The 20,190-nt window shown below is 49.7% G+C and carries 17 protein-coding genes and 1 pseudogene; 16 read left to right on the top strand and 2 right to left on the bottom strand.

What is annotated here, in order from left to right; translation table 11 throughout:
- Positions 1 to 2: 2 nt before the first annotated feature.
- The 10 genes and pseudogenes from glyS (at position 3) to MBEAL2_RS25085 (ending at position 14,051) form a co-directional block, all read left to right on the top strand.
- Positions 3 to 2,077 (top strand): annotated as a pseudogene (gene glyS / locus MBEAL2_RS25040) (glycine--tRNA ligase subunit beta).
- A 173-nt stretch (positions 2,078 to 2,250) separates the two neighbouring features.
- Positions 2,251 to 2,892, top strand: coding sequence for a transcriptional regulator CcpN (gene ccpN / locus MBEAL2_RS25045; protein ID WP_047154956.1), 642 nt, complete (start codon positions 2,251 to 2,253; stop codon positions 2,890 to 2,892).
- A gap of 9 nt (positions 2,893 to 2,901) precedes the next feature.
- A complete protein-coding gene (locus tag MBEAL2_RS25050) occupies positions 2,902 to 3,726 on the top strand; it encodes a pyruvate, water dikinase regulatory protein (RefSeq protein ID WP_047154957.1) in 825 nt (274 codons plus the stop codon).
- Positions 3,727 to 3,728: 2 nt separating this feature from the next.
- Entirely contained in the window at positions 3,729 to 6,392 is a 2,664-nt protein-coding gene (gene ppdK, locus MBEAL2_RS25055; protein WP_047154958.1) for a pyruvate, phosphate dikinase, read from the top strand.
- A 143-nt stretch (positions 6,393 to 6,535) separates the two neighbouring features.
- Positions 6,536 to 7,000: a YaiI/YqxD family protein gene (locus MBEAL2_RS25060; RefSeq protein WP_052947998.1), complete on the top strand. Its 465-nt coding sequence runs from the start codon at positions 6,536 to 6,538 to the stop codon at positions 6,998 to 7,000.
- 82 nt (positions 7,001 to 7,082) lie between these two features.
- Complete coding sequence (gene dnaG, locus MBEAL2_RS25065) at positions 7,083 to 8,903, top strand: DNA primase (protein ID WP_047154959.1); 1,821 nt, start codon at positions 7,083 to 7,085, stop codon at positions 8,901 to 8,903.
- A 35-nt stretch (positions 8,904 to 8,938) separates the two neighbouring features.
- Positions 8,939 to 10,069, top strand: coding sequence for an RNA polymerase sigma factor RpoD (gene rpoD / locus MBEAL2_RS25070; protein WP_047154960.1), 1,131 nt, complete (start codon positions 8,939 to 8,941; stop codon positions 10,067 to 10,069).
- A gap of 80 nt (positions 10,070 to 10,149) precedes the next feature.
- Entirely contained in the window at positions 10,150 to 11,019 is an 870-nt protein-coding gene (locus MBEAL2_RS25075) for a hypothetical protein (protein WP_047154961.1), read from the top strand.
- A 210-nt stretch (positions 11,020 to 11,229) separates the two neighbouring features.
- A complete protein-coding gene (locus tag MBEAL2_RS25080) occupies positions 11,230 to 12,372 on the top strand; it encodes an acyl-CoA dehydrogenase (RefSeq protein ID WP_047154962.1) in 1,143 nt (380 codons plus the stop codon).
- 56 nt (positions 12,373 to 12,428) lie between these two features.
- Positions 12,429 to 14,051: an AMP-binding protein gene (locus MBEAL2_RS25085; RefSeq protein WP_047154971.1), complete on the top strand. Its 1,623-nt coding sequence runs from the start codon at positions 12,429 to 12,431 to the stop codon at positions 14,049 to 14,051.
- Between the two features lie 47 nt (positions 14,052 to 14,098).
- On the opposite strand, the gene MBEAL2_RS33760 is transcribed toward MBEAL2_RS25085, so the two are convergent.
- Complete coding sequence (locus MBEAL2_RS33760; protein WP_052947999.1) at positions 14,099 to 14,443, bottom strand: LpxL/LpxP family acyltransferase; 345 nt, start codon at positions 14,441 to 14,443, stop codon at positions 14,099 to 14,101.
- 17 nt (positions 14,444 to 14,460) lie between these two features.
- On the bottom strand, positions 14,461 to 15,018 hold the full coding sequence (locus MBEAL2_RS33765) for an LpxL/LpxP family acyltransferase (RefSeq protein ID WP_052948000.1): 558 nt from the start codon (positions 15,016 to 15,018) through the stop codon (positions 14,461 to 14,463).
- A 112-nt stretch (positions 15,019 to 15,130) separates the two neighbouring features.
- Between MBEAL2_RS33765 and MBEAL2_RS25095 the strand changes: the two genes are divergently transcribed.
- From MBEAL2_RS25095 to MBEAL2_RS25120, 6 genes are all read left to right on the top strand, one after another.
- On the top strand, positions 15,131 to 15,859 hold the full coding sequence (locus tag MBEAL2_RS25095; protein WP_047154963.1) for a tRNA (adenine(22)-N(1))-methyltransferase: 729 nt from the start codon (positions 15,131 to 15,133) through the stop codon (positions 15,857 to 15,859).
- Positions 15,835 to 16,950: a Nif3-like dinuclear metal center hexameric protein gene (locus MBEAL2_RS25100; protein WP_047154964.1), complete on the top strand. Its 1,116-nt coding sequence runs from the start codon at positions 15,835 to 15,837 to the stop codon at positions 16,948 to 16,950. Before MBEAL2_RS25095 ends, MBEAL2_RS25100 begins: the two co-directional genes overlap by 25 nt.
- Before the next feature lie 27 nt (positions 16,951 to 16,977).
- Entirely contained in the window at positions 16,978 to 17,481 is a 504-nt protein-coding gene (locus tag MBEAL2_RS25105; protein ID WP_047154965.1) for a C4-type zinc ribbon domain-containing protein, read from the top strand.
- Between the two features lie 168 nt (positions 17,482 to 17,649).
- On the top strand, positions 17,650 to 18,555 hold the full coding sequence (locus MBEAL2_RS25110; protein WP_047154966.1) for an acyl-ACP desaturase: 906 nt from the start codon (positions 17,650 to 17,652) through the stop codon (positions 18,553 to 18,555).
- Between the two features lie 125 nt (positions 18,556 to 18,680).
- Positions 18,681 to 19,892 (top strand): CapA family protein, encoded by a 1,212-nt coding sequence (locus MBEAL2_RS29745; protein ID WP_161798292.1) that lies wholly within the window; start codon positions 18,681 to 18,683, stop codon positions 19,890 to 19,892.
- 31 nt (positions 19,893 to 19,923) lie between these two features.
- Entirely contained in the window at positions 19,924 to 20,151 is a 228-nt protein-coding gene (locus MBEAL2_RS25120; protein WP_047154967.1) for an ABC transporter substrate-binding protein, read from the top strand.
- The last annotated feature ends 39 nt before the right edge of the window (positions 20,152 to 20,190 follow it).

The raw sequence follows: 20,190 nt of genomic DNA on the forward strand, positions 1-20,190 counted from the left end.
GGATGAGCAGAACGATTTTACTTGAAATCGGAACAGAAGAAATGCCGGCCCGCTTTGTTGCGGAGGCAGCCGAGCAATTAAAGGATAAAGTGTCAAAATGGCTTACTGCCCAGCGGATTCCATATGGTGAAGTTATGACCTTTGAAACGCCGCGCCGCTTTACTGTGCTGATTAAAGACGTGCAGGAACAGCAGGAGGACAGCAATGAGGAACTCCGGGGGCCCGCCCGAAAAATTGCGGTAGACGAGGAAGGGAACTGGAGTAAAGCTGCTCTCGGCTTTGCCCGCGGCAAGAGCCTTTCGCCTGACGATTTATATCTGCAGGAAGTAGGCGGTGTCGAGTACGTGTTTGCGCGCAAGCATGAGGCAGGACGCCCGACCGTGGAATTACTTCCAGAATTAGGGAACATCATCACAGGATTAACCTTCCCGAAAAACATGAAGTGGGGTTCGTATGAGTTAAAGTTTGTCCGCCCGATTCGCTGGATCGTTGCCCTGTATGGCACCGACATCATCCCACTGGAAATTACCGGCGTAAAGGCCGGGAAAGAAACACAGGGACACCGTTTCTTAGGGCAGCAGACCACGATTGAGCGTCCGGAAGACTATGCCCGGAAGCTGGCTGAACAGTATGTGCTTGTCGAACCGGAAGAAAGAAAGCAGCGGATTCTTTCCCAGATTAAGGAGTTGGAAACAGCGAGAGGCTGGACCGTCCCGCTTGATGAGGATCTGCTTGACGAAGTCGTCCATCTGGTTGAATATCCGACCGCTCTATTCGGCAGCTTCGAGGAGGAATATTTACAAATTCCCCGCCAGGTGCTCGTTACTTCAATGCGGGAGCATCAGCGTTACTTCCCGGTAGAAAACGAGCAGGGCGAACTGCTGCCCCACTTTGTTACGGTGAGAAATGGGGATGACCGGGATATTGAAATCGTAGCCAGAGGAAATGAAAAAGTGCTGCGCGCCCGTCTGTCCGATGCCCGCTTCTTCTATGAAGAAGACCAGAAAATGAAAATAGAAGAGGCCCTGCAAAGGCTTGAAACGGTTGTGTTCCATGAGGAACTGGGAACAATCGGGGATAAAATCCACCGCGTCCAGGATACGGCGATGCAAATTGCACAAAAAATAGGCACAAATGCTGAGGATCGTAAGAAATTGCAGAGAGCAGCGGAAATCAGCAAGTTTGACCTTGTTTCCCTCATGGTATATGAATTTCCCGAGCTGCAGGGGATTATGGGTGAACGGTATGCCCGCCTGTTAGGCGAGGATGAAGAAGTCGCGAAGGCGATTTTTGAGCATTATTTGCCGCGCTTTGCCGGGGATATTCTTCCCGAAACCATAGCTGGCGCGCTGCTCAGCATTGCGGATAAGCTGGATACGATTACAGGCTGCTTCGCGATCGGAATTATTCCGACCGGCTCACAGGATCCGTACGCACTCCGCCGTCAGGTTCCGGTATTGTGCAGATCCTACTGGATAAACAGCTGCCTGTATCGCTCGACTCCTTGTTTGACCTTTCGCTCTCCGTTCTGGAGGGCAAATCGCTGCTCAAGCGGGACCGCGAGCAAATCAAAAGTGATTTACAGGAGTTTTTTGCGCTCCGCCTGAAAAATCTTCTGCAGGAAAATGAAGTGCGCTATGACGTCATCGACGCGGTGCTGTCTGCAGACGCTTCCCGGGTTAACGATGTAGTGAAACGTGCCAATGTTATGATGGAAGCGGTAGGTGGAGAAGGGTTCAAAGGTGTGGTAGAAGCCTTTAACCGTGTAAACAATCTCGCCCAGAAGGCGGTAACGAAAGAAGTGGATCCGTCCCTGTTCGAAACCGACGCTGAACGCGGCCTGTGGCGGGCTTACACAGAGATTAACGCAAGTGTGGCTGGCCTTATTGCGGATGGCCAGTGGACAGAAGCACTTGCACGGATGACAGGTTTCAAACAGCCGATTGATGCTTTCTTCGATCAGGTTATGGTTATGGTAGAGGATGAAAAGGTAAAGAACAACCGCCTTGCTATGCTGGCTGCCATCACTTCGCTCATTTTCAGTTTTGCGGATTTCAGCAAGATCGTTTTTGCTTAAAAGTGAAAAAACAGGGAAAAAGAAAAGGGAACTGCACTTTGCAATTCCCTTTTTCTTTGTTTTGGCAGAAAATCTACTTGCACGAACCGTTCATTATTATATAGTATATACTATATAGTTAAAAAGCGGGATTTAGTATGTCACTATTATGCCCGCTCAGGGGGTGAGCAACCATCGAGCTTACAAAGAGACAGCAACTAATTATTGAAATCGTCAAAGGCGATGGACCGATTACCGGTGAACAAATCGCTGAGCGGCTTTCCTTGACACGGGCGACGCTTAGGCCCGATCTGGCCATTCTGACGATGACCGGCTTTCTGGATGCGCGTCCACGGGTAGGTTACTTCTATACCGGCAAGGACAGCAATCAGCTGATTAAGGAAGAAGTCCGGCGAAAGGTTGTAAAAGATTACAAGGCGCCCCCTATTATTATTAAAGAGTCCAGCTCCGTCTATGATGGCATTTGCACTCTTTTTCTCGAAGATGTGGGAACTTTGTTTGTCACGAATGCGGCAGGGCACCTGGCCGGTGTCGTCTCACGCAAAGATTTGCTGCGGGCGGCTCTGGGTAAACAAAATTTGGAGGACGTGCCCATCAGCATCATTATGACACGCATGCCCAACATTGTGACATGTGAGCCGGAGGAGACGCTGCTCGAAGTGGCGAAGAAGTTAATCGATTACCAGATTGATTCTCTCCCGGTTGTACGCAAGGTGAGCAATGGCAGCAAAACAGCTTATGAGGTGCTGGGACGCGTAACGAAAACAACGATTACGCGGGGATTTGTAGAACTCGGAAGTGAAGTCACTGTTTAAGGAGGCAGCATGAATCTAAACAATTTTAAGGAGTCCATCGTATATGTTGTATCTGATTCAGTAGGTGAAACAGCAGAATTCGTTGTAAAAGCAGCTTCCAGCCAGTTTGCCGGACAGGCGCTCCATGTTCGGAAATTTCCTTACATAGAGGACGAAGGAACGCTGAATGAAATCGTCCGGGCTGCCAAAGAGGCGGACGCGATTATTGCTTATACGCTTGTCATTCCTTCATTAAAAGCACACATACAGCAAAGAGCTGCACAGGAAAAGGTAACGGCGGTCGACATTATGAGCCCGATGGTCAATGCGCTTGAGAATTACCTGCAGGTAAAGCCGAGCAACCAGCCAGGGCTCGTCCGCCAGCTGGATGAGGATTATTTCCGCAAGGTAGAAGCGATCGAATTCGCCGTAAAATACGATGACGGAAGAGACCCGAGGGGACTGTTGCGGGCCGATGTCATTCTTATCGGGGTATCGCGCACCTCCAAGACCCCGCTATCCATGTACCTGGCAAATAAACGCTATAAAGTGGCGAATGTGCCCCTTGTTCCCGAGGTGGAGCCGCCGGAGGAGTTATTCCTGGTGCCGAGCAGAAAATGCGTCGGGCTTACGATAAGCCCGGATCAATTAAATAAAATCCGGGCGGAAAGATTAAAGTCACTGGGGCTCGCCTCGGAGGCAAACTATGCAAGCCTTGAAAGAATATTGATGGAACTGGAGTATTCCGAGAAGATTATTAAGCGGGTGGGATGCCCGGTCATTAACGTCTCCAATAAAGCGGTAGAAGAGACGGCCAATACAATTATAGAGATGATTAAGCGAGGAGGAGCATAGAGATGACAGGCAAGCGATACGTCTATTTGTTTCACGAGGGAAATGCCGAGATGAAGGAACTCCTGGGGGGAAAAGGTGCCAATCTGGCGGAAATGACAAGAGCGTCTCTTCCGGTCCCGTTCGGATTTACAATATCAACGGAAGCTTGCAATGATTACTATGCAGAAGGAGAACGAATCAGCGGGCCGGTGCTTGAGCAAATCAATACGGCCCTGAACGAACTGGAAAAACAAACGGGCAAGAAGCTGGGGGATATAAACAACCCGCTTCTCGTATCTGTTCGCAGCGGTTCGGTATTTTCGATGCCCGGGATGATGGACACCGTACTCAACCTCGGTCTGAACGATGAAACGGTTGCCGGGCTTGCCGCGCTGACAGGAAACGAACGCTTTGCGTATGATTCGTACCGCCGGTTCATTCAAATGTTCAGCGACGTCGTCCTCGGTGTTGACCATTATCATTTCGAGGATATCCTGGACAAGAAAAAGCACGACGCCGGGTATACGCATGATCCGGAGCTGGCTGCCGATGACTGGAAAGAAGTCATTGCCGCGTACAAAGCGCTCGTGCTAAAGCACACAAAGGAACCTTTTCCACAGGACCCGAAAGACCAGCTGGCCAAATCGATCGAGGCTGTATTCCGCTCATGGAACAATCAGCGTGCGATCGTGTACCGCCGAATCCACAAAATCCCGGATCACCTGGGCACGGCCGTTAATATTCAGATGATGGTATTCGGGAACATGGGGGAAGACTCCGGTACCGGTGTGGCTTTTACAAGGAACCCGTCGACAGGTGAGCGCAAACTGTACGGTGAGTACTTAATTAATGCGCAGGGGGAAGATGTCGTTGCCGGCATTCGCACTCCGCAACCCATTGCGACACTGGCGGATGCAATGCCGGAAGTGTATGCGCAGTTCACCGCGATTTGTGAGCGTCTGGAGAATCACTACCGCGACCTGCAGGACATTGAGTTTACGGTGGAGAGAGGAAAGCTGTACATCCTTCAGACCCGGAACGGCAAGCGGACAGCGCAGGCTGCCGTAAAAGCTGCGGTTGATATGGTGAAGGAAGGAATTATCAGCCGCGAAGAAGCGATTTTGCGCATCGATCCGGAACAGCTCGACCAATTGCTGCACCGGAGCATTGACCCGAATGTAAAACTCGACGTGCTGGCGCGCGGCCTGCCCGCCTCTCCGGGCGCGGCTACAGGCCAAACGGTATTCGATGCGGACGAAGCGGAAAAGCTTGCCGCTAAAGGTATAAAGGTGTTGTTGATGCGTCCGGAGACAACCCCGGAGGATATCCACGGGATTGTTGCTTCCGAGGGCATTATTACAAGCCGTGGCGGAATGACAAGCCACGCGGCCGTTGTAGCCCGGGGGATGGGAAAAGCATGCATATGCGGCTGTGAAGCGCTGAAAATCGATGTAAAAAATAAAACGTTTGAAGTGGATGGGAAAACATATCCGGAAGGAAGTGTGCTGTCCATTGACGGCGCAAAAGGGACAATGATGCTGGGCGAAGTTCCGCTTATCGACCCGGTTCTGTCCGATGAGTTTATTGAGCTGCTCTCATGGGCAGACGAAGCCAGGGAACTGGGCGTACGTGCCAATGCGGATAACCCGGAGGACGCCTCAGTTGCGCGGGGCTTCGGTGCAGAAGGAATCGGGCTGTGCCGCACGGAGCATATGTTCATGGATCTTGCCCGTATTCCTGTCGTGCAGGAAATGATTCTCGCGGAAACGACGCAGGATCGGCTGGCGGCACTTGATAAGCTTCTTCCCGTACAGCAGAAGGACTTTGAAGGAATTCTTGAAGAAATGGCGGGATTGCCTGTCACCATTCGCCTTCTCGATCCGCCTTTGCATGAATTCCTGCCGTCTGTTGAAGAATTGCTTGTGGAAGTAACGAAAATGCAGCAGGATGCACATGCCGACAAGCGTGCCCTGTATGAGAAGGAATCCCTGCTTCGCAAGGTTCGCAGGCTGTATGAATTTAATCCGATGCTTGGACACCGCGGCTGCCGCCTTGGAATGATTTATCCTGAAATTTATGAAATGCAAGTACAGGCTATTATTCAGGCTTGCACTGTGCTGCAGGAGCGCGGGATTTCGGTGCAGCCGGAAATTATGATTCCGCTTGTAGGCCATGTGAACGAACTGAAAGAAATGAGAAGCCTTGTTCATCGCGTTGCTTCCGCATGCATGGGAAAATCGGGAACCCAGGTTCAGTACACTATTGGAACGATGATTGAAGTACCGAGAGCCGCCCTGACTGCCGATGAAATTGCACAGGAGGCGGATTTCTTCTCATTCGGTACAAATGATTTAACCCAGACGACCTTCGGATACAGCCGGGACGACGCGGAAGGAAAGTTCCTCCATGCTTATGTGGACCGGAAAGTTCTCCCGGAAAACCCATTTATCGTCCTGGATCAGGATGGCGTAGGCAAGCTTGTGCAAATGGGCGTGAAACTGGGCCGTATGACAAAACCAGAACTCAAAACCGGAATTTGCGGGGAGCACGGGGGCGAAAAGCATTCTATTGATTTCTGCTACCGCACCGGGCTCGATTATGTTTCCTGTTCTCCGTACCGCGTGCCCCTGGCGCGTCTTGCCGCCGCCCAGGCTACGATTAAACATACAAATAAGGTTCCGGTCTAGCCGGTCCAAGAATTGTCTGAAAGCGCAGAAGAGTTCCTCTCTGCGCTTTTTTTACGCTATTTTTACATTCGACATGATTCGAAATTGACAGACTACACTTTCCGTGCAGGAAAATCGGATTCTTATGTAGAATAGGTACGATTATGAAGGAAAGAACAAAGCAAATATGGGTGGACGCCGATTCCTGCCCTGTGAAGGACATTATTACGCAGGAAGCGGCCAGACAGCATTTTGGCATGAATTTTGTCGCATCGTACAATCACCAGTTATCCATCTCCCACCCGCTGGCAAATGTTATCTCCGTGGATACTGGATTCCAATCGGTGGATATGTACATTATTAACCATGTAAGGGCAGGGGATTTAGTTGTTACGGACGATTACGGCCTAGCCTGCCTTGTGCTGGAAAAGGGATGTTTAGCATTAGGGTCGCGGGGAAAGGAATATACTAAAGATAATATCTCTTTTCTTCTCATGAACCGGTATGCCTCACAGCAAATCGCGAAGGCAGGAGGGAAAAGAAAAGGCCCTCGTCCCCTTACGAAAGAGGAAATCGACAATTTTCGGCACAATCTGCGAAAAGTTTTGCGAAGTTTAGAAGGAGATTGAGGGATTTTGCCGAATACTATTATTCCGTTGAAAAGATTTTGTTTTCACACGGCAAGGAATGCAGGAAGTACAGGTGAGGTGCATGGCAGGAAGAATTCCTGAAGAAGTAATCGAAAGGGTACGCACACACAATGACATCGTTGATGTCATTGGACAATACGTCCACCTGAAAAAAACGGGACGGAATTATTTCGGGTTGTGCCCGTTTCATTCAGAGAAGAGCCCTTCTTTTGCAGTGCACCCTGACAAACAGCTTTTTCGCTGTTATGGATGCGGAGAATCCGGCAATGTCCTCTCCTTTGTTATGAAGGTGGAGGGGTTAGAATTCCCGGAGGCTGTGCGCAGCCTGGCAGAGAAGGCCGGCATTGAGATGCCGCAGGAAGAGATAACCCCTGAGAATCAGCAGGCTCTCAAGAAAAAAGAGAGCATGTTAGCTGCGCATGAATTTGTAGCAAGGCTGTACCATCACGTTCTGCTTAACACCGATCAGGGAACAGAAGCGCGAAATTATCTCTTGAATAGAGAAATGCAACTTGCTACAATTGAAGAGTTTGATTTAGGCTTCAGTCTGGACAGTTGGGATTTTGTCGTTCAATTTCTAGAAAAAAGAGGATTCGCCCTTCCTTTGATGGAAGAAGCGGGTTTGCTCAGCAGAAAAGATCGGAACAGCAGGCCGTTCGACAGGTTTCGCGGCCGGGTGATGTTTCCTATCCATGATGCGCAGGGAAGGGTTGTCGCATTCGGTGCACGCGTGCTGGGTGATGGACAACCTAAGTATATGAATAGCCCTGAAACACCACTGTTTAACAAAAGCAACCTGCTTTTCAATCTGCACCGTGCCAGATCCCATATAAGAAAACTGCAGGAAGCCGTTCTTTTTGAAGGGTATGTTGACGTTATTTCCGCATGGCAGGCGGGCGTATATAACGGAATTGCCTCGCTCGGCACTTCGCTTACGGAACAGCAGGCCCGCATCATTCGGCGCAATGCAGAAACGGTTATTTTGTGCTATGACTCGGACAATGCCGGAATAGAAGCTGCCTTCAAAGGAGCAGAATTGTTAGTTGCTGCCGGGTGCCTGGTCAAAGTCGCGCAAATGCCGCAGGGAATGGATCCTGACGATTACATTCGCCAGTATGGAGCCGACAGGTTTAAGCAGGATATCCTTTTAAACGCCTCTTCGTTGACCGCCTATCGGCTTCATGTCATCTGCTCGCGCTACAACATGCAGGATGAGACGCAGCGCATGAAGTATATCAATGAAGCACTTGGGGAAATTTCCCGCCTGGTTAGCGCCATTGAACGCGATCATTATTTGCGGCAGCTGGCCGAAGAATTCCATTTATCGCTCGATGCGCTGAAACAGGAACAGTATAAAGTGTTTAAAAAACAAAAAAAGGCGGAAAACAGGGATAATCTTACAGAGAGATGGAATAATAGTATAGATAATAGCAGATATGTGGCTTCACGACCACTTTTGCCCGCTTATCTGAATGCTGAGAAATATTTGCTCGCATTAATGATGCAGAGCGCGGAAATAACCGAACAGGTGCGGGAGAGGGTAGGCGCAGACTTCGTAGTGGAAGATCACGTGGCGATAGCGGCTCACCTGTATCGCTATTATGCCGAAGGATATCAAGCGGATATCGCCCGGTTTGTTTCATTTCTGCAGGATAAACGGTTGATTGAGAAGGCATCTGATCTTGCTATGATAGACATCGACGCGCAAAGCGCATCAAAGCGTCAGCTTGAAGATTATGTACGCCAGGTATTAACCTATCCCAAGCGGCTGCAGATAGAAGAGCTCAAACAAGAAAAGAATAAACAGGAAAAAGCGGGAAATGCTTTAGAGGCGGCTCGAATCGGCATGGAAATCGTGCGGTTGCAAACGTCTTTGAAATAAATGAAGCCAAAAACCCGTCGGAAGGAGGGAATACCATGACGAAGAATACAGAAAGCAAGCCCGGAATGGAATTAACCCTGGATCAAGTAAAGGATCAGCTTATAGCACAGGGTAAGAAACGGGGAATGCTGACGTACAAAGAAATCATGGAACGTCTCTCTACCTTTGATCAGGATTCAGACCAAATTGATGAATTTTTCGAGTATCTGACCGATCAAGGGATAGAGGTTATGAACGAGTCTGAAGATGAAGATGAGGATGATGACATCATCCCCCGGGAAGAAACAGAGGATAATGAAGAGTTTAGTTTCGATGATTTGTCCGTTCCCCCAGGAGTAAAAATTAATGACCCTGTACGTATGTACCTGAAGGAAATCGGCCGCGTGCCGCTTCTCTCCGCGCAGGAAGAAATAAAACTTGCGAAGCGGATCGAAGAAGGGGACGAGGAAGCTAAGCGCCGTCTGGCTGAAGCAAACCTTCGCCTGGTTGTTAGCATAGCTAAGCGCTATGTAGGAAGAGGAATGCTATTCCTTGACCTGATTCAGGAAGGGAATATGGGCCTCATCAAAGCGGTTGAGAAATTCGATTATCAGAAAGGGTACAAATTCAGTACATATGCAACATGGTGGATTCGTCAGGCTATCACGCGTGCGATTGCCGATCAGGCCCGTACGATCCGGATCCCGGTTCATATGGTTGAAACCATCAACAAACTGATCCGTGTATCCCGCCAACTGCTCCAGGAATTGGGCAGAGAGCCTTCCCCTGAAGAAATTGCTGAGAAAATGGACCTTACGCCAGAGAAGGTTCGCGAAATTATGAAAATTGCCCAGGAACCTGTATCGCTTGAAACACCAATCGGGGAAGAGGATGATTCCCATCTTGGAGATTTTATTGAGGATCAGGATGCGCTGGCGCCGTCGGATGCCGCGGCGTATGAACTGCTCAAAGAACAGCTCGAAGATGTCCTTGACACGTTAACCGAACGTGAAGAGAATGTCCTTCGACTGCGATTTGGCCTCGATGATGGCAGAACCCGGACGCTGGAAGAAGTGGGCAAAGTGTTCGGCGTTACAAGAGAACGAATTCGTCAGATTGAAGCGAAGGCTTTGCGTAAGCTTCGCCACCCAAGCCGCAGCAAGCGACTAAAGGACTTCTTAGAGTAACGCTTACTGAATCGCAGCCTGCGTTTTATAATTGCGCAGGCTTTTTTCTTTTTACCCGGTATCAAAGGAGGCACCGTCCTGTGAATGAGCAAAAGAAGAAAGTGATTATCGGTGAAATCGAATACTGGCGGCAAAGCCACTTACTGCCCGGCCAATATTGCGATTTTTTGCTGAACTTATACACTGAAGGCGAGTCTGCCGGTACAGGAAATGGAGCCGGAAAGGAACAGGCTGCGACCGCTTCGGAGCCCGTGCCGGCATTCTCTATGCCCAAAATGGATGTAAAGTGGGTATCCATTGGCCTCGGCGCTAGCGTTTTACTCTATCTTGCTTTTCATTTTACCGATTTCACGTTCACAATGCAAATGATCCTGATCGGAATCTTAACGATGCTATTTTACATATTATCCTTTATAAGGAAAAGAACCCGTGTTTCCAGCCATTTATTTTTAGGAATGGCTTCTGTACTGCTGGCCATTGGCGGCATTCATTATCTCAATTCCCAGCACTATGATGTACCTTACGTCATTGCTTATCTCGCGGCCTGCTGTCTTGTATGGCACATAAGCGGAATGGCTGCACGGAAGTATTACTTGTCTTTCTGTGCGATTCTCGGGCTGCAGGGAATCTACGGGTGGAATACGTATGTAGAAATGGCCGGGCAATTCGAATGGTGGCGGCTTGAGAGCTTCTGGCTGCCCGTTTCCATTGTGTTAATTGCAACCGGGCTCATATGGAAAAGACGCAGGGAACAAACAGCGGCCGTTTTATTTTTTACCGGGCTTGTTTCGTTGTTTGGAGCGGAAGTGGAGAGTCTTTTTATCAATGGAGCCGGTGCGGATGTTCTGCTGTATTACCTGTACGTTAAAATATTTCTCACGGGTTTTCTTCTTCTCTCTTTGAAAAACTTCTGGTGGCCCTGGATAAGCCGCCAGCACTCTTTACGATAGTAACAGGGATCGAAGGCGCATTGGATGCGTCTTCTTTTTAATTTTACAAATTAAAAACGGAAACGAAAAATGGGAGGAATTTTTAAAAAAACGGAGAATAAAAGTATTATGTTTCTGAATAGTTTAAAGTATATAAATGTAATCGCTTTATTTCCGTTGCTTACTTCTGAGCTAGCGCTCAATCATAAAACATGAAAGGCTGGGAAGAAGATGAATTTTAACCTCACAGATGAGCAGCAAATGATTAAGGGCGTCATTCGGGATTTTGCGGAAGGGGAGGTTGCTCCGGGAGCGAATGAAAGGGATAAAACAGGGGAGTTTCCGCTCGAGGTTTTTAAGAAGATGGCGAAGCTCGATTTAATGGGCCTGCCCTTCCCGGAGGAATACGGCGGGGCCGGAGCGGATACGGCCAGCTTTGCCATTGTCGTAGAGGAACTGAGCCGCGTGTGCGCCTCTACCGGCATTACGTATTCCGCTCACGTATCTCTTGGCGGCGCCCCTATTAATTTGTTCGGAACACACGAGCAAAAACAGAAGTACCTGACACCGATTGCAACCGGCGAGTATTTCGGCGCCTTCGGGTTAACAGAGCCCGGTGCAGGCTCGGATGCGGGAGGAACGCGCACCACCGCTGTGAAAGACGGGGAAGAGTGGGTCATTAACGGTTCGAAGTGCTACATCACGAACGCGACGTATGCGAAGAACCTTGCGCTTACGGCTGTTACCGATAAAGAAAAAGGAACAAGCGGGATTACAGCCTTCATCGTTCCGACAGACGATCCCGGTTTTTCCGTTGTTGCCAATTACGAAAAAATGGGGCTCAATGCTTCCAATACAACCGCATTGTATATGGAAAATGTGCGGGTTCCTGAAGAAAATATCCTGGGCGAGCGCGGAAACGGGTTCAAGCAGTTCCTGGCGACGCTTGACGGCGGCCGGATCGGCATTGCGGCGATGGCGGTCGGAATTGCGCAGGGAGCGTATGAAAAAGCCCTCGCGTACGCGAATGAACGGATGCAGTTCGGCCAAACGCTTTCTAAATTCCAGGCCATCCAGTTTAAGCTGGCCGATATGGCGATGAATATTGAAGTGGCACGCAACCAGGTGTACAAAGCAGCATGGCTGAAAGACCAGGGCAAGAAGTTCGGCAAAGAATCTGCGATGGCGAAGCTATTCGCCTCCGAAATGTGCATGCGTGTCTGTGATCAGGCGATCCAGATTCATGGGGGAAACGGATACATGAAAGAGTATCAGGTAGAGCGTTTCTTCCGCGACGCAAAATTGCTTGAAATCGGAGAAGGGACTTCCGAAGTGCTTCGTATGGTTATCGCGCGTGCTATCGGCTGTAAATAATAGATCAGGGGGTTCTTACAGTGAGTGAACCAGTGCATAGTACAATCGGGGATTTAATGGATCAAACAACAGCAAAATTTCCGGACAAAGAAGCGGTTGTTTATCCGGAGCTTGGAATCCGCTATAGCTTCCGCGAGTTCCAGGCGCTGTGCAACCGGGTTGCCAGAGGGTTTATCGATCTTGGGATTAAACCGGGTGAGAACATTGCCATCTGGGCGACGAATGTTCCTGAGTGGGTGACAACCCAGTTCGCGTCGGCGAAAATGGGCGCGGTGCTCGTTACGGTAAACACAAGCTACCGCGTGCATGAACTGGAATACCTGCTGCGCCAGTCTGAGTCCACGACGCTACTTCTTATTGATTCACTGCGCGGCGTAAGTTGTATTGATATGATCTATGGAATCTGCCCTGAATTAAAAACATCGGCACCGGGCGAACTCGTCTCGAAACGTCTCCCCCACCTGAAAAACGTTATCTTTATCGGGGAAGAGCGAAGACCAGGCATGTTTGCCTGGTCCGATCTGCTGGACAGGGCGGAGAACGTATCGGAGGATGAATTGGCCGGTATCCAGAGAATCCTGGAGCCCGACGATGTCATCAACATGCAGTACACGTCCGGAACAACCGGTTTTCCAAAAGGCGTGATGCTGTCCCACAAAAATATTGTAAACAACGCGGTGAACGTAGCTGCCTGCCAGAACATCACGGAACAGGATAAAATCTGCATACCCGTACCGTTCTTCCACTGCTTCGGGTGCGTAATGGGTACGCTAGCCAGCGTAGCGACAGGGGCAACGATGGTGCCGATTATCGCATTTAATCCCCTAACGGTCCTGCAGGCCGTGCAGGATGAGCGCTGCACGGCCATTTACGGGGTTCCGACCATGTTTATTGCTGAGCTGAACCATCCTGAGTTTCCTGCCTTTGATTTAACATCGCTCCGCACCGGAATTATGGCTGGTTCGCCGTGTCCTGCCGAAGTAATGAAGAAAGTGGTCGACATAATGGGGGCAAGGGAAATTACAATTGCGTACGGCCAGACAGAATCCGCGCCCGTTATTACCCAGACACGCCCGAACGATACGATTGAACAGCGTGTTTCTACCGTAGGGCGGGTTCTGCCGCACGTAGAAGCCAAAATCGTTGACCCGGCCACAGGGGAAGAAATGCCCATAGGTGGACAGGGAGAACTGTGCACGCGCGGTGTCCATGTAATGAAGGGGTATTACAACATGCCCGAACAGACGGCGAAGGCGATCGATTACGAAGGCTGGCTTCATACGGGTGACCTGGCGACCGTGGATGAGAATGGCTATTATAAAATTACAGGGCGCCTCAAAGATATGATTATTCGCGGCGGGGAGAACGTATACCCGCGTGAAGTCGAAGAGTTCCTCTATACGCATGACAAGGTGCTTGATGTGCAGGTTGTCGGCGTGCCCGATGAGTTATACGGAGAACAAATCCTCGCCTGTGTAAAGATAAAAGAAGGGGAAACGCTGACGGCGGAAGAACTCAAAGAGTATTGCAACGGGAAAATTGCCCGCTTCAAAATCCCGCACTATATTCAATTTGTGGACGAGTATCCAATGACAGCCTCCGGTAAAATCCAGAAATTCCGCCTGCGCGAAAACGCGGTAAAGGAACTTGGAATTAGCTCCAAAAGCAATGGAAAATAAAAAAAGGTCCCGCATAGGCAGGACACGGGGTGACTGTTAACGTATTGTTAACAGTCATTTGCTTTTTGCAAGGCGGCGGCAGGCTCCCACCTCTCATCTACATTAAACCAGTAAAACCACTGCTCGGGCGCACGCAAAATCATGCTCTCCAGCCGTTGATTCAATTCATTTGTTGCTTCAAAGCGCTCGTGCGGTTTGTATTCCCTGTGTAAAAAAACAGGGGGCTCAAAAACAAGCCGGTGTTCGAAACGCCGCCTGCGAAATCCGTAGAATGGCACAATCGGAACCTGCTGTTCAAGGGCAAACGCGGCGGCGCCGCCCGGGCTTCTCGTCGCTCTGCCAAAAAAACGCGCGGGGGGAAAGGCAGGGCGTGAGAAGTCGCCCAGCAGCATGACAACGCCATTGTTATTTAAATGACGCCGCAGGTTTTCAGCAGTTTCAGCGGCGGCACCGTATCATAGTCCAGCCCGCTGCACCCCATCTGCTCAAAGAGTTCATACAGGGGACGGAGCTCCTTGCTGCCGGCTGTAGCTACAGTCAGGCACGGATATTTCTTTGATACGTACCAGTAATAATAGAAAAAATTCCCGGTATGCGGGGTGAACAAAACGGCCCCTTTTCCGTGCTGCAGCGCCTCCTCAAGGTGCTGTTCCCCCTCGGTGCCGAATGTACGCTGTCTCGCACTTTCCAGTGCAGAGGAACGAATAAGAATTTCAAATAATACAAGCATAAGATGTGTAAAATAGCTTCGGCAAAGACGGGAGAGGCGTAAGGAATGAGTTGGGCCCAATAAATCAGCAAGATTTCGTTTCACACGCTTTCTCGTATGGACAGCTAATACGTAGAGGATAAAACCGGCCAGGACGCAGAGCGAATAGCAGATAAAGTCCGGCATTCTCTTGAATGCTTGCTGAAACTTCTTCAGCCTCTCCGGGTTCGCTGTGAATTTTTCGATGATGTTATACATTGTTCTTCCCTCCGTCCTTCTCTCTTATGGAACATCCAGACATTGCTCTGTTGTTAAAGTTTCATAAGCAATGGTAATCTAATGGAGAAGGTATGAGTAAGGAGCGATACATATGACAGAAATTTCACATCGTCTGCAGACGATTGGAGATATGGTAAAGCGAGGGAACCGGGTAGCGGATATCGGTTCCGATCACGCCTATTTGCCGACCTACTTGATTCAGCGGCAAATCTCCCCGCAGTGCATCGCGGGAGAAGTAAACCGGGGTCCGTGGGAGTCCGCTTCCCGCCAGGTCCGCTCAAGCAACCTGGAAGATAAAATAGAGGTGCGCCTGGGGGATGGGCTTGCCGTTCTTAGACAGAACGAGGCCGACACGATTTGCATCTCCGGCATGGGGGGCAGCCTTATCGTTTCGATTCTTTCCGAGGGCGAAGAGAAATTAGAAGGCGTTACACAACTGCTGCTTCAGCCGAATGTGGCGGCCCCTCTCGTTAGAAAATGGCTGATCGAGCATGGCTGGGAGCTTATTGAAGAGAAAATCATCGAGGAAGACGGAGTGATTTATGAAATCCTCCACGCGGTGCCCGGCGACAGTAAAAAGCCGTATGAAAATCAAGACCGTTCGCTGGAAGAGCTGCTGCAGCTTGGCCCGGTGCTCTGGCGGGATAAACCGCCTGTTCTTCATAAAAAATGGGTACAGGAAAAAGACAAGCTTCTATCCATCCAGGGGCAGATAGCAAAATCGAATACAGCAGAAGCCGAGCGAAAAAGGGAAGAAATCGCCGGTAAAATCAGTTGGATTGAGGAGGTTTTATCATGTTTGCCAGCGGACAGAGAATAATCCAGTATTTCGAGGCGTTTGCGCCCAAGCATCTGGCGATGGAAGGGGACAAAATCGGCCTGCAGGTCGGCACGCTGCAGAAGGAAGTCAAAAAGGTCATGGTGACCCTTGATATTCTCGAAGAGGTTGTAGATGAAGCGATTGCGGAAGGAGTAGACTTAATCATTGCCCACCATGCGGTCATTTTCCGCCCGCTGAAAAATTTACGCACCGACTTGCCGGCGGGGCGCCTCTACGAAAAGCTCATCAAGCATGATATTGCCGTTTATATTGCCCATACGAATCTCGATGTGGCTGAAGGCGGGATTAATGAGCTCATGGCGGAGGCTCTTGGTCTGGAGAATGTCGACATCCTGGAGAAATGGCACGAGCAGAAGCTGAAGAAGATTGTCGTCTATGTTCCGGCCTCCCATGTGGATGGTGTAAGGGATGCGATGGCCCGCGCCGGTGCCGGCTGGATTGGCCACTACAGCCATTGCTCCTTCGGTGTGAAGGGAACCGGTACGTTTCTGCCGCGGGAAGGAACGGACCCTTATATTGGTGAACAGGGAAAGCTGGAACAGGTGGAAGAAATCCGAATGGAAACGATTATGCCGGAAGAAATCCAGGCGCGGGTTTTGAAAGCGATGACAGGTGCCCATCCGTATGAAGAGGTGGCGTATGACATTTATCCGGTTGAACAGGCGGGCACAACGTGGGGAATCGGAAGGATTGGCACTCTGCCCTCTCCGCTCACGTTGGAGGAATTTGCCGGCAGGGTAAAAGAAGCGTTCGGTGTCGAGGGGGTACGCGTCGTCGGGCCGCTGGACAGACAGGTCCGGAAAATCGCTGTCCTCGGTGGGGACGGGAATAGCTTTGTCTCCAAAGCGATGTTCCGCGGCGCAGACGTCCTTGTCACAGGGGACATTTATTATCATACGGCACACGACGCGATGGCCGGCGGACTATCCCTGGTGGATCCCGGGCACAATGTCGAGAAGATTATGAAAGAGGCTGTACAGAACGTACTGGAGCAGCGAATAAAAGAAGAGAAACTGGATACGGAAATCATTGTGTCGAAAGTGAATACGGAGCCTTTCAAGTTTATATAAATATAAAAAACGGGTGGGAGAGAGTATATGTTGGAAGCGAGAAAGCTACTGGAATGGCACCTTGCCAGAGAACAGTGGAAAGCCGCCAGCTCGGCTATTGAGCAGCTGAAGCGCGAGGAACAGGAGCTGCAGGCGAGGCGCAGAGAGTGCCAGGGCAAAGTAGAACAGCTGGGTGTCCCGGCTGAGGACGATATCGATGCGAGAATCGCCTATGCCCTCGCCCAGCAGGAGTTATTGCTGGCGGAGAAAGATATCGAAAGGTTTATGGAGGAGCGATTCGCCAAGGAGATGGACCTGCGCCAGAGCAGGCAGGAATGGGAAGATAAAGCGAAAAAGCTTGAGGAATCACTGGCGCCACGCGCTTTCTTGCTGTATGAGCAGGTAGCCGAAAATGTTGCGAACCCTGTCGTGGAAGTGAAACGCCGTTCGTGCATGGGCTGCTTTCTCCCCCTTTCGGTAGCGAAAATGGAAGAGTGGAGAAAGGGAAAGAATTTCGTTCAATGCGAGGAATGCGGGCGCATTCTTGTGTAGCCAACAACGGTTCCAATCTCCCCATAGCTGGAAAGTTTATACGTTACGAATTTTTTCACAATAAAGAGGCTGAATTTTTTTGACATCGTGTTATAATACGGTAATATCAAGTTTTATACAGTATAAATACAGAAAAAGTAAAACCGTAAGGAGAAAAGAGGATTCTATTTGTTATCAAGCCATTTAGATCATCGTTTAGAAGCGAAGTTTAAAGAACTGTATAGGGTACATCAAGAGCGGGCTGCTAATATTGACTGGAGCTATCATGAGTTTTTGCCATGGGACCAAGGCCAGGATTTTAAACGCGTCCCTTATGAACCGGGTCAGGGAAATTTATCTGAAAGCTTGCGAATTGCAGTAGAGACCGCACTCTTAACGGAGGTAAACCTCCCATGGTTTACGTCGCACTTAAATGAGACGTTCAAAGGTTCTTTTTCTGTGATGCACGATTTTATCCATACATGGACGGCGGAAGAAGACCAGCATTCCAGCCTGCTTGAAACCTACCTGCTGCTTACACGGAACGGGAATCCCCATACGATTCACCAATTGCGCAAGCAAACAGTAGAGCATGGTTATGTAAACGATTTTACGACGCCGCTTGAAACGCTTGCTTATACAACCATACAGGAACTTGCAACTATGGTTTTCTATAATAATGTGGCAAAGGTAGCTGCAGAGCACGATCGTACGCTCTCCACTCTTCTGCGGCGGTTATCCAAGGATGAAACGCTTCACTATGCCTTCTACCGGGATGCGGTCAAATCCCATCTTGAAGTGAATGAGAATTACATCTTCTATATCGCAGACGTCATGATTAAGTTTACGATGCCAGGAGAAGTCATACCGGATTTTGAAGGAAGAATGAGTATCATTGCCAAGGATGCGTCTTATGGTCCTATTGAATATTTTGACCAGGTATTTGAAGTGCTTATCGAATACTGGGGGATTAAGCAGCTGCGTCCAAGCCTGCCTGAAGCGGAAGAAGCGCGCCTGCGCGTATTGAAGCACTATGATAGATTGAAAAAAGTATGTACCCGCCTGCGCGCGGCAAAATCACGCGCTGCGTTATAAATGAAGAGCACGAAGCCCGGATCGGATGTTCAGATCCGGGCTTTTCGTCTTTTTGTGGTATAGTAGGGAATATAAAAATGGCAGAATTTTATATTTCTCGCCTTTTCAGTAGGGAGCGCAGGAACGTGAACAATGAATTGTATGCACTCGTGCAGAAGTTTCGTGAATACCGGCTCGATCTGGGCATCACGCTGCAAAATATTGAGGAAGAAACAGGAATAAGCCAGCAACGGCTAAAACGAGTCGAGCAAGGAATCAGCCCGATTACGGTGGAAGAAGTTGATCGGCTGCTGGCTTTCTATGATACGGATATCAATTCCATCCTATCCTATAACGATTTACAGGGTGTGTCCGGGTGGAAGCGGAGAGGCGTGGCCGCAGCTATGTGGCTCGTCCTGCTCGGAGTTCTCGGGTATGGGGGATACGAGGGGCTTGGTTTGCTGAAGTCAGCAACGCCATCAACGGCGCTTAACACTTCAGTTGCAAAGATTATAACGGACGGGCAGACATCTGTAAAACCGGAACAGAAGGCAATCGAAATGCTGGAGCAGCAGGCACAGCCGGCAAGTTCGAATAAGAAGGAAGCTGAGGGAAAACAAGCCGCTATCCTTTCACCTGCAGCGGAGGAATTCCGCCTGGCAGTATATACCGACACACAGTATGATACAAAAAAGGTAGAGCCTGTGCCGGATGCGGATTTTCAGCTGTTTCCTGTAGCCCGCTTCCATGCGGAAAAAGCGGTTCCCGCCTGGCTTCTTGAAGCAAAACACCGCTCGCCTTCCGCGATTGCCCTTGCCAATCGGGACATTTTAGAAGGGCAGAGCCGGGAATCGATTGAGAAGCAAATCGCAGATGTTCGAAAGTCGAATGTGGGGGTACTGGGGTACGGAAAGCAGTCCCAGGTTTTCACGCCGCACATTTTTGAGAGCAACGGAACGAAATACGGGATGTTGTCCTACACGAGAGTCGTGCCGGATGTTACGTGGAAGGCGGAAGGAAACCACGTTGGCGTGGCCGACGCCTATGGCAAGCATATTTTTGACGACATAAAAAAAGCAAAGGAGAAGGCGGATGTATTGGTCGTTACGATGTTCTGGGGCAGCGAGAAGCAATCGCAGCCGGAGGCGTACCAGAAGGATATGGCCCACCGCCTGATTGACGCGGGGGCGGATGTTGTTGTCGGCCACCGGTCTCCTGTCAGCCAGCCTTATGAAGTGTACAAGGGGAAATATATTGTATATAACCTTGGCTCCTATAATCTCAGCCTGACTTTTGACAAGAAACAAGTGAAGGAAGCCGCATTGATACACAAGAAAGAACAGAGGATTATTAAATAAGCCATACTTTGTAGCGAAGCAGCTTCTGCTCGTGCCGGACAATTCCCCGATTAAAGGAATTAAGGATATTAAGGGCAAGCGCGTTGGTGTTATGACATCGACAACCGGGTCCCTCATTGCCCAGGATATGCTTGGGAAAACAAGCCCCAATATTCGCTCTTATGCAGAAATGCCAAGCATGGTGGAGGACCTTTACAACAAACGTGTTGACCGCTTTTTTAGAGGTCGCGCAAGCCCCTACATTTATGTATGGGGATAGCGATCTTTTTTTGTTCAATCATTTAAATCAAATTGAATT

This window comes from Aneurinibacillus tyrosinisolvens (assembly GCF_001015055.1).
In the GTDB taxonomy this organism is placed as follows: domain Bacteria; phylum Bacillota; class Bacilli; order Aneurinibacillales; family Aneurinibacillaceae; genus Aneurinibacillus_A; species Aneurinibacillus_A tyrosinisolvens.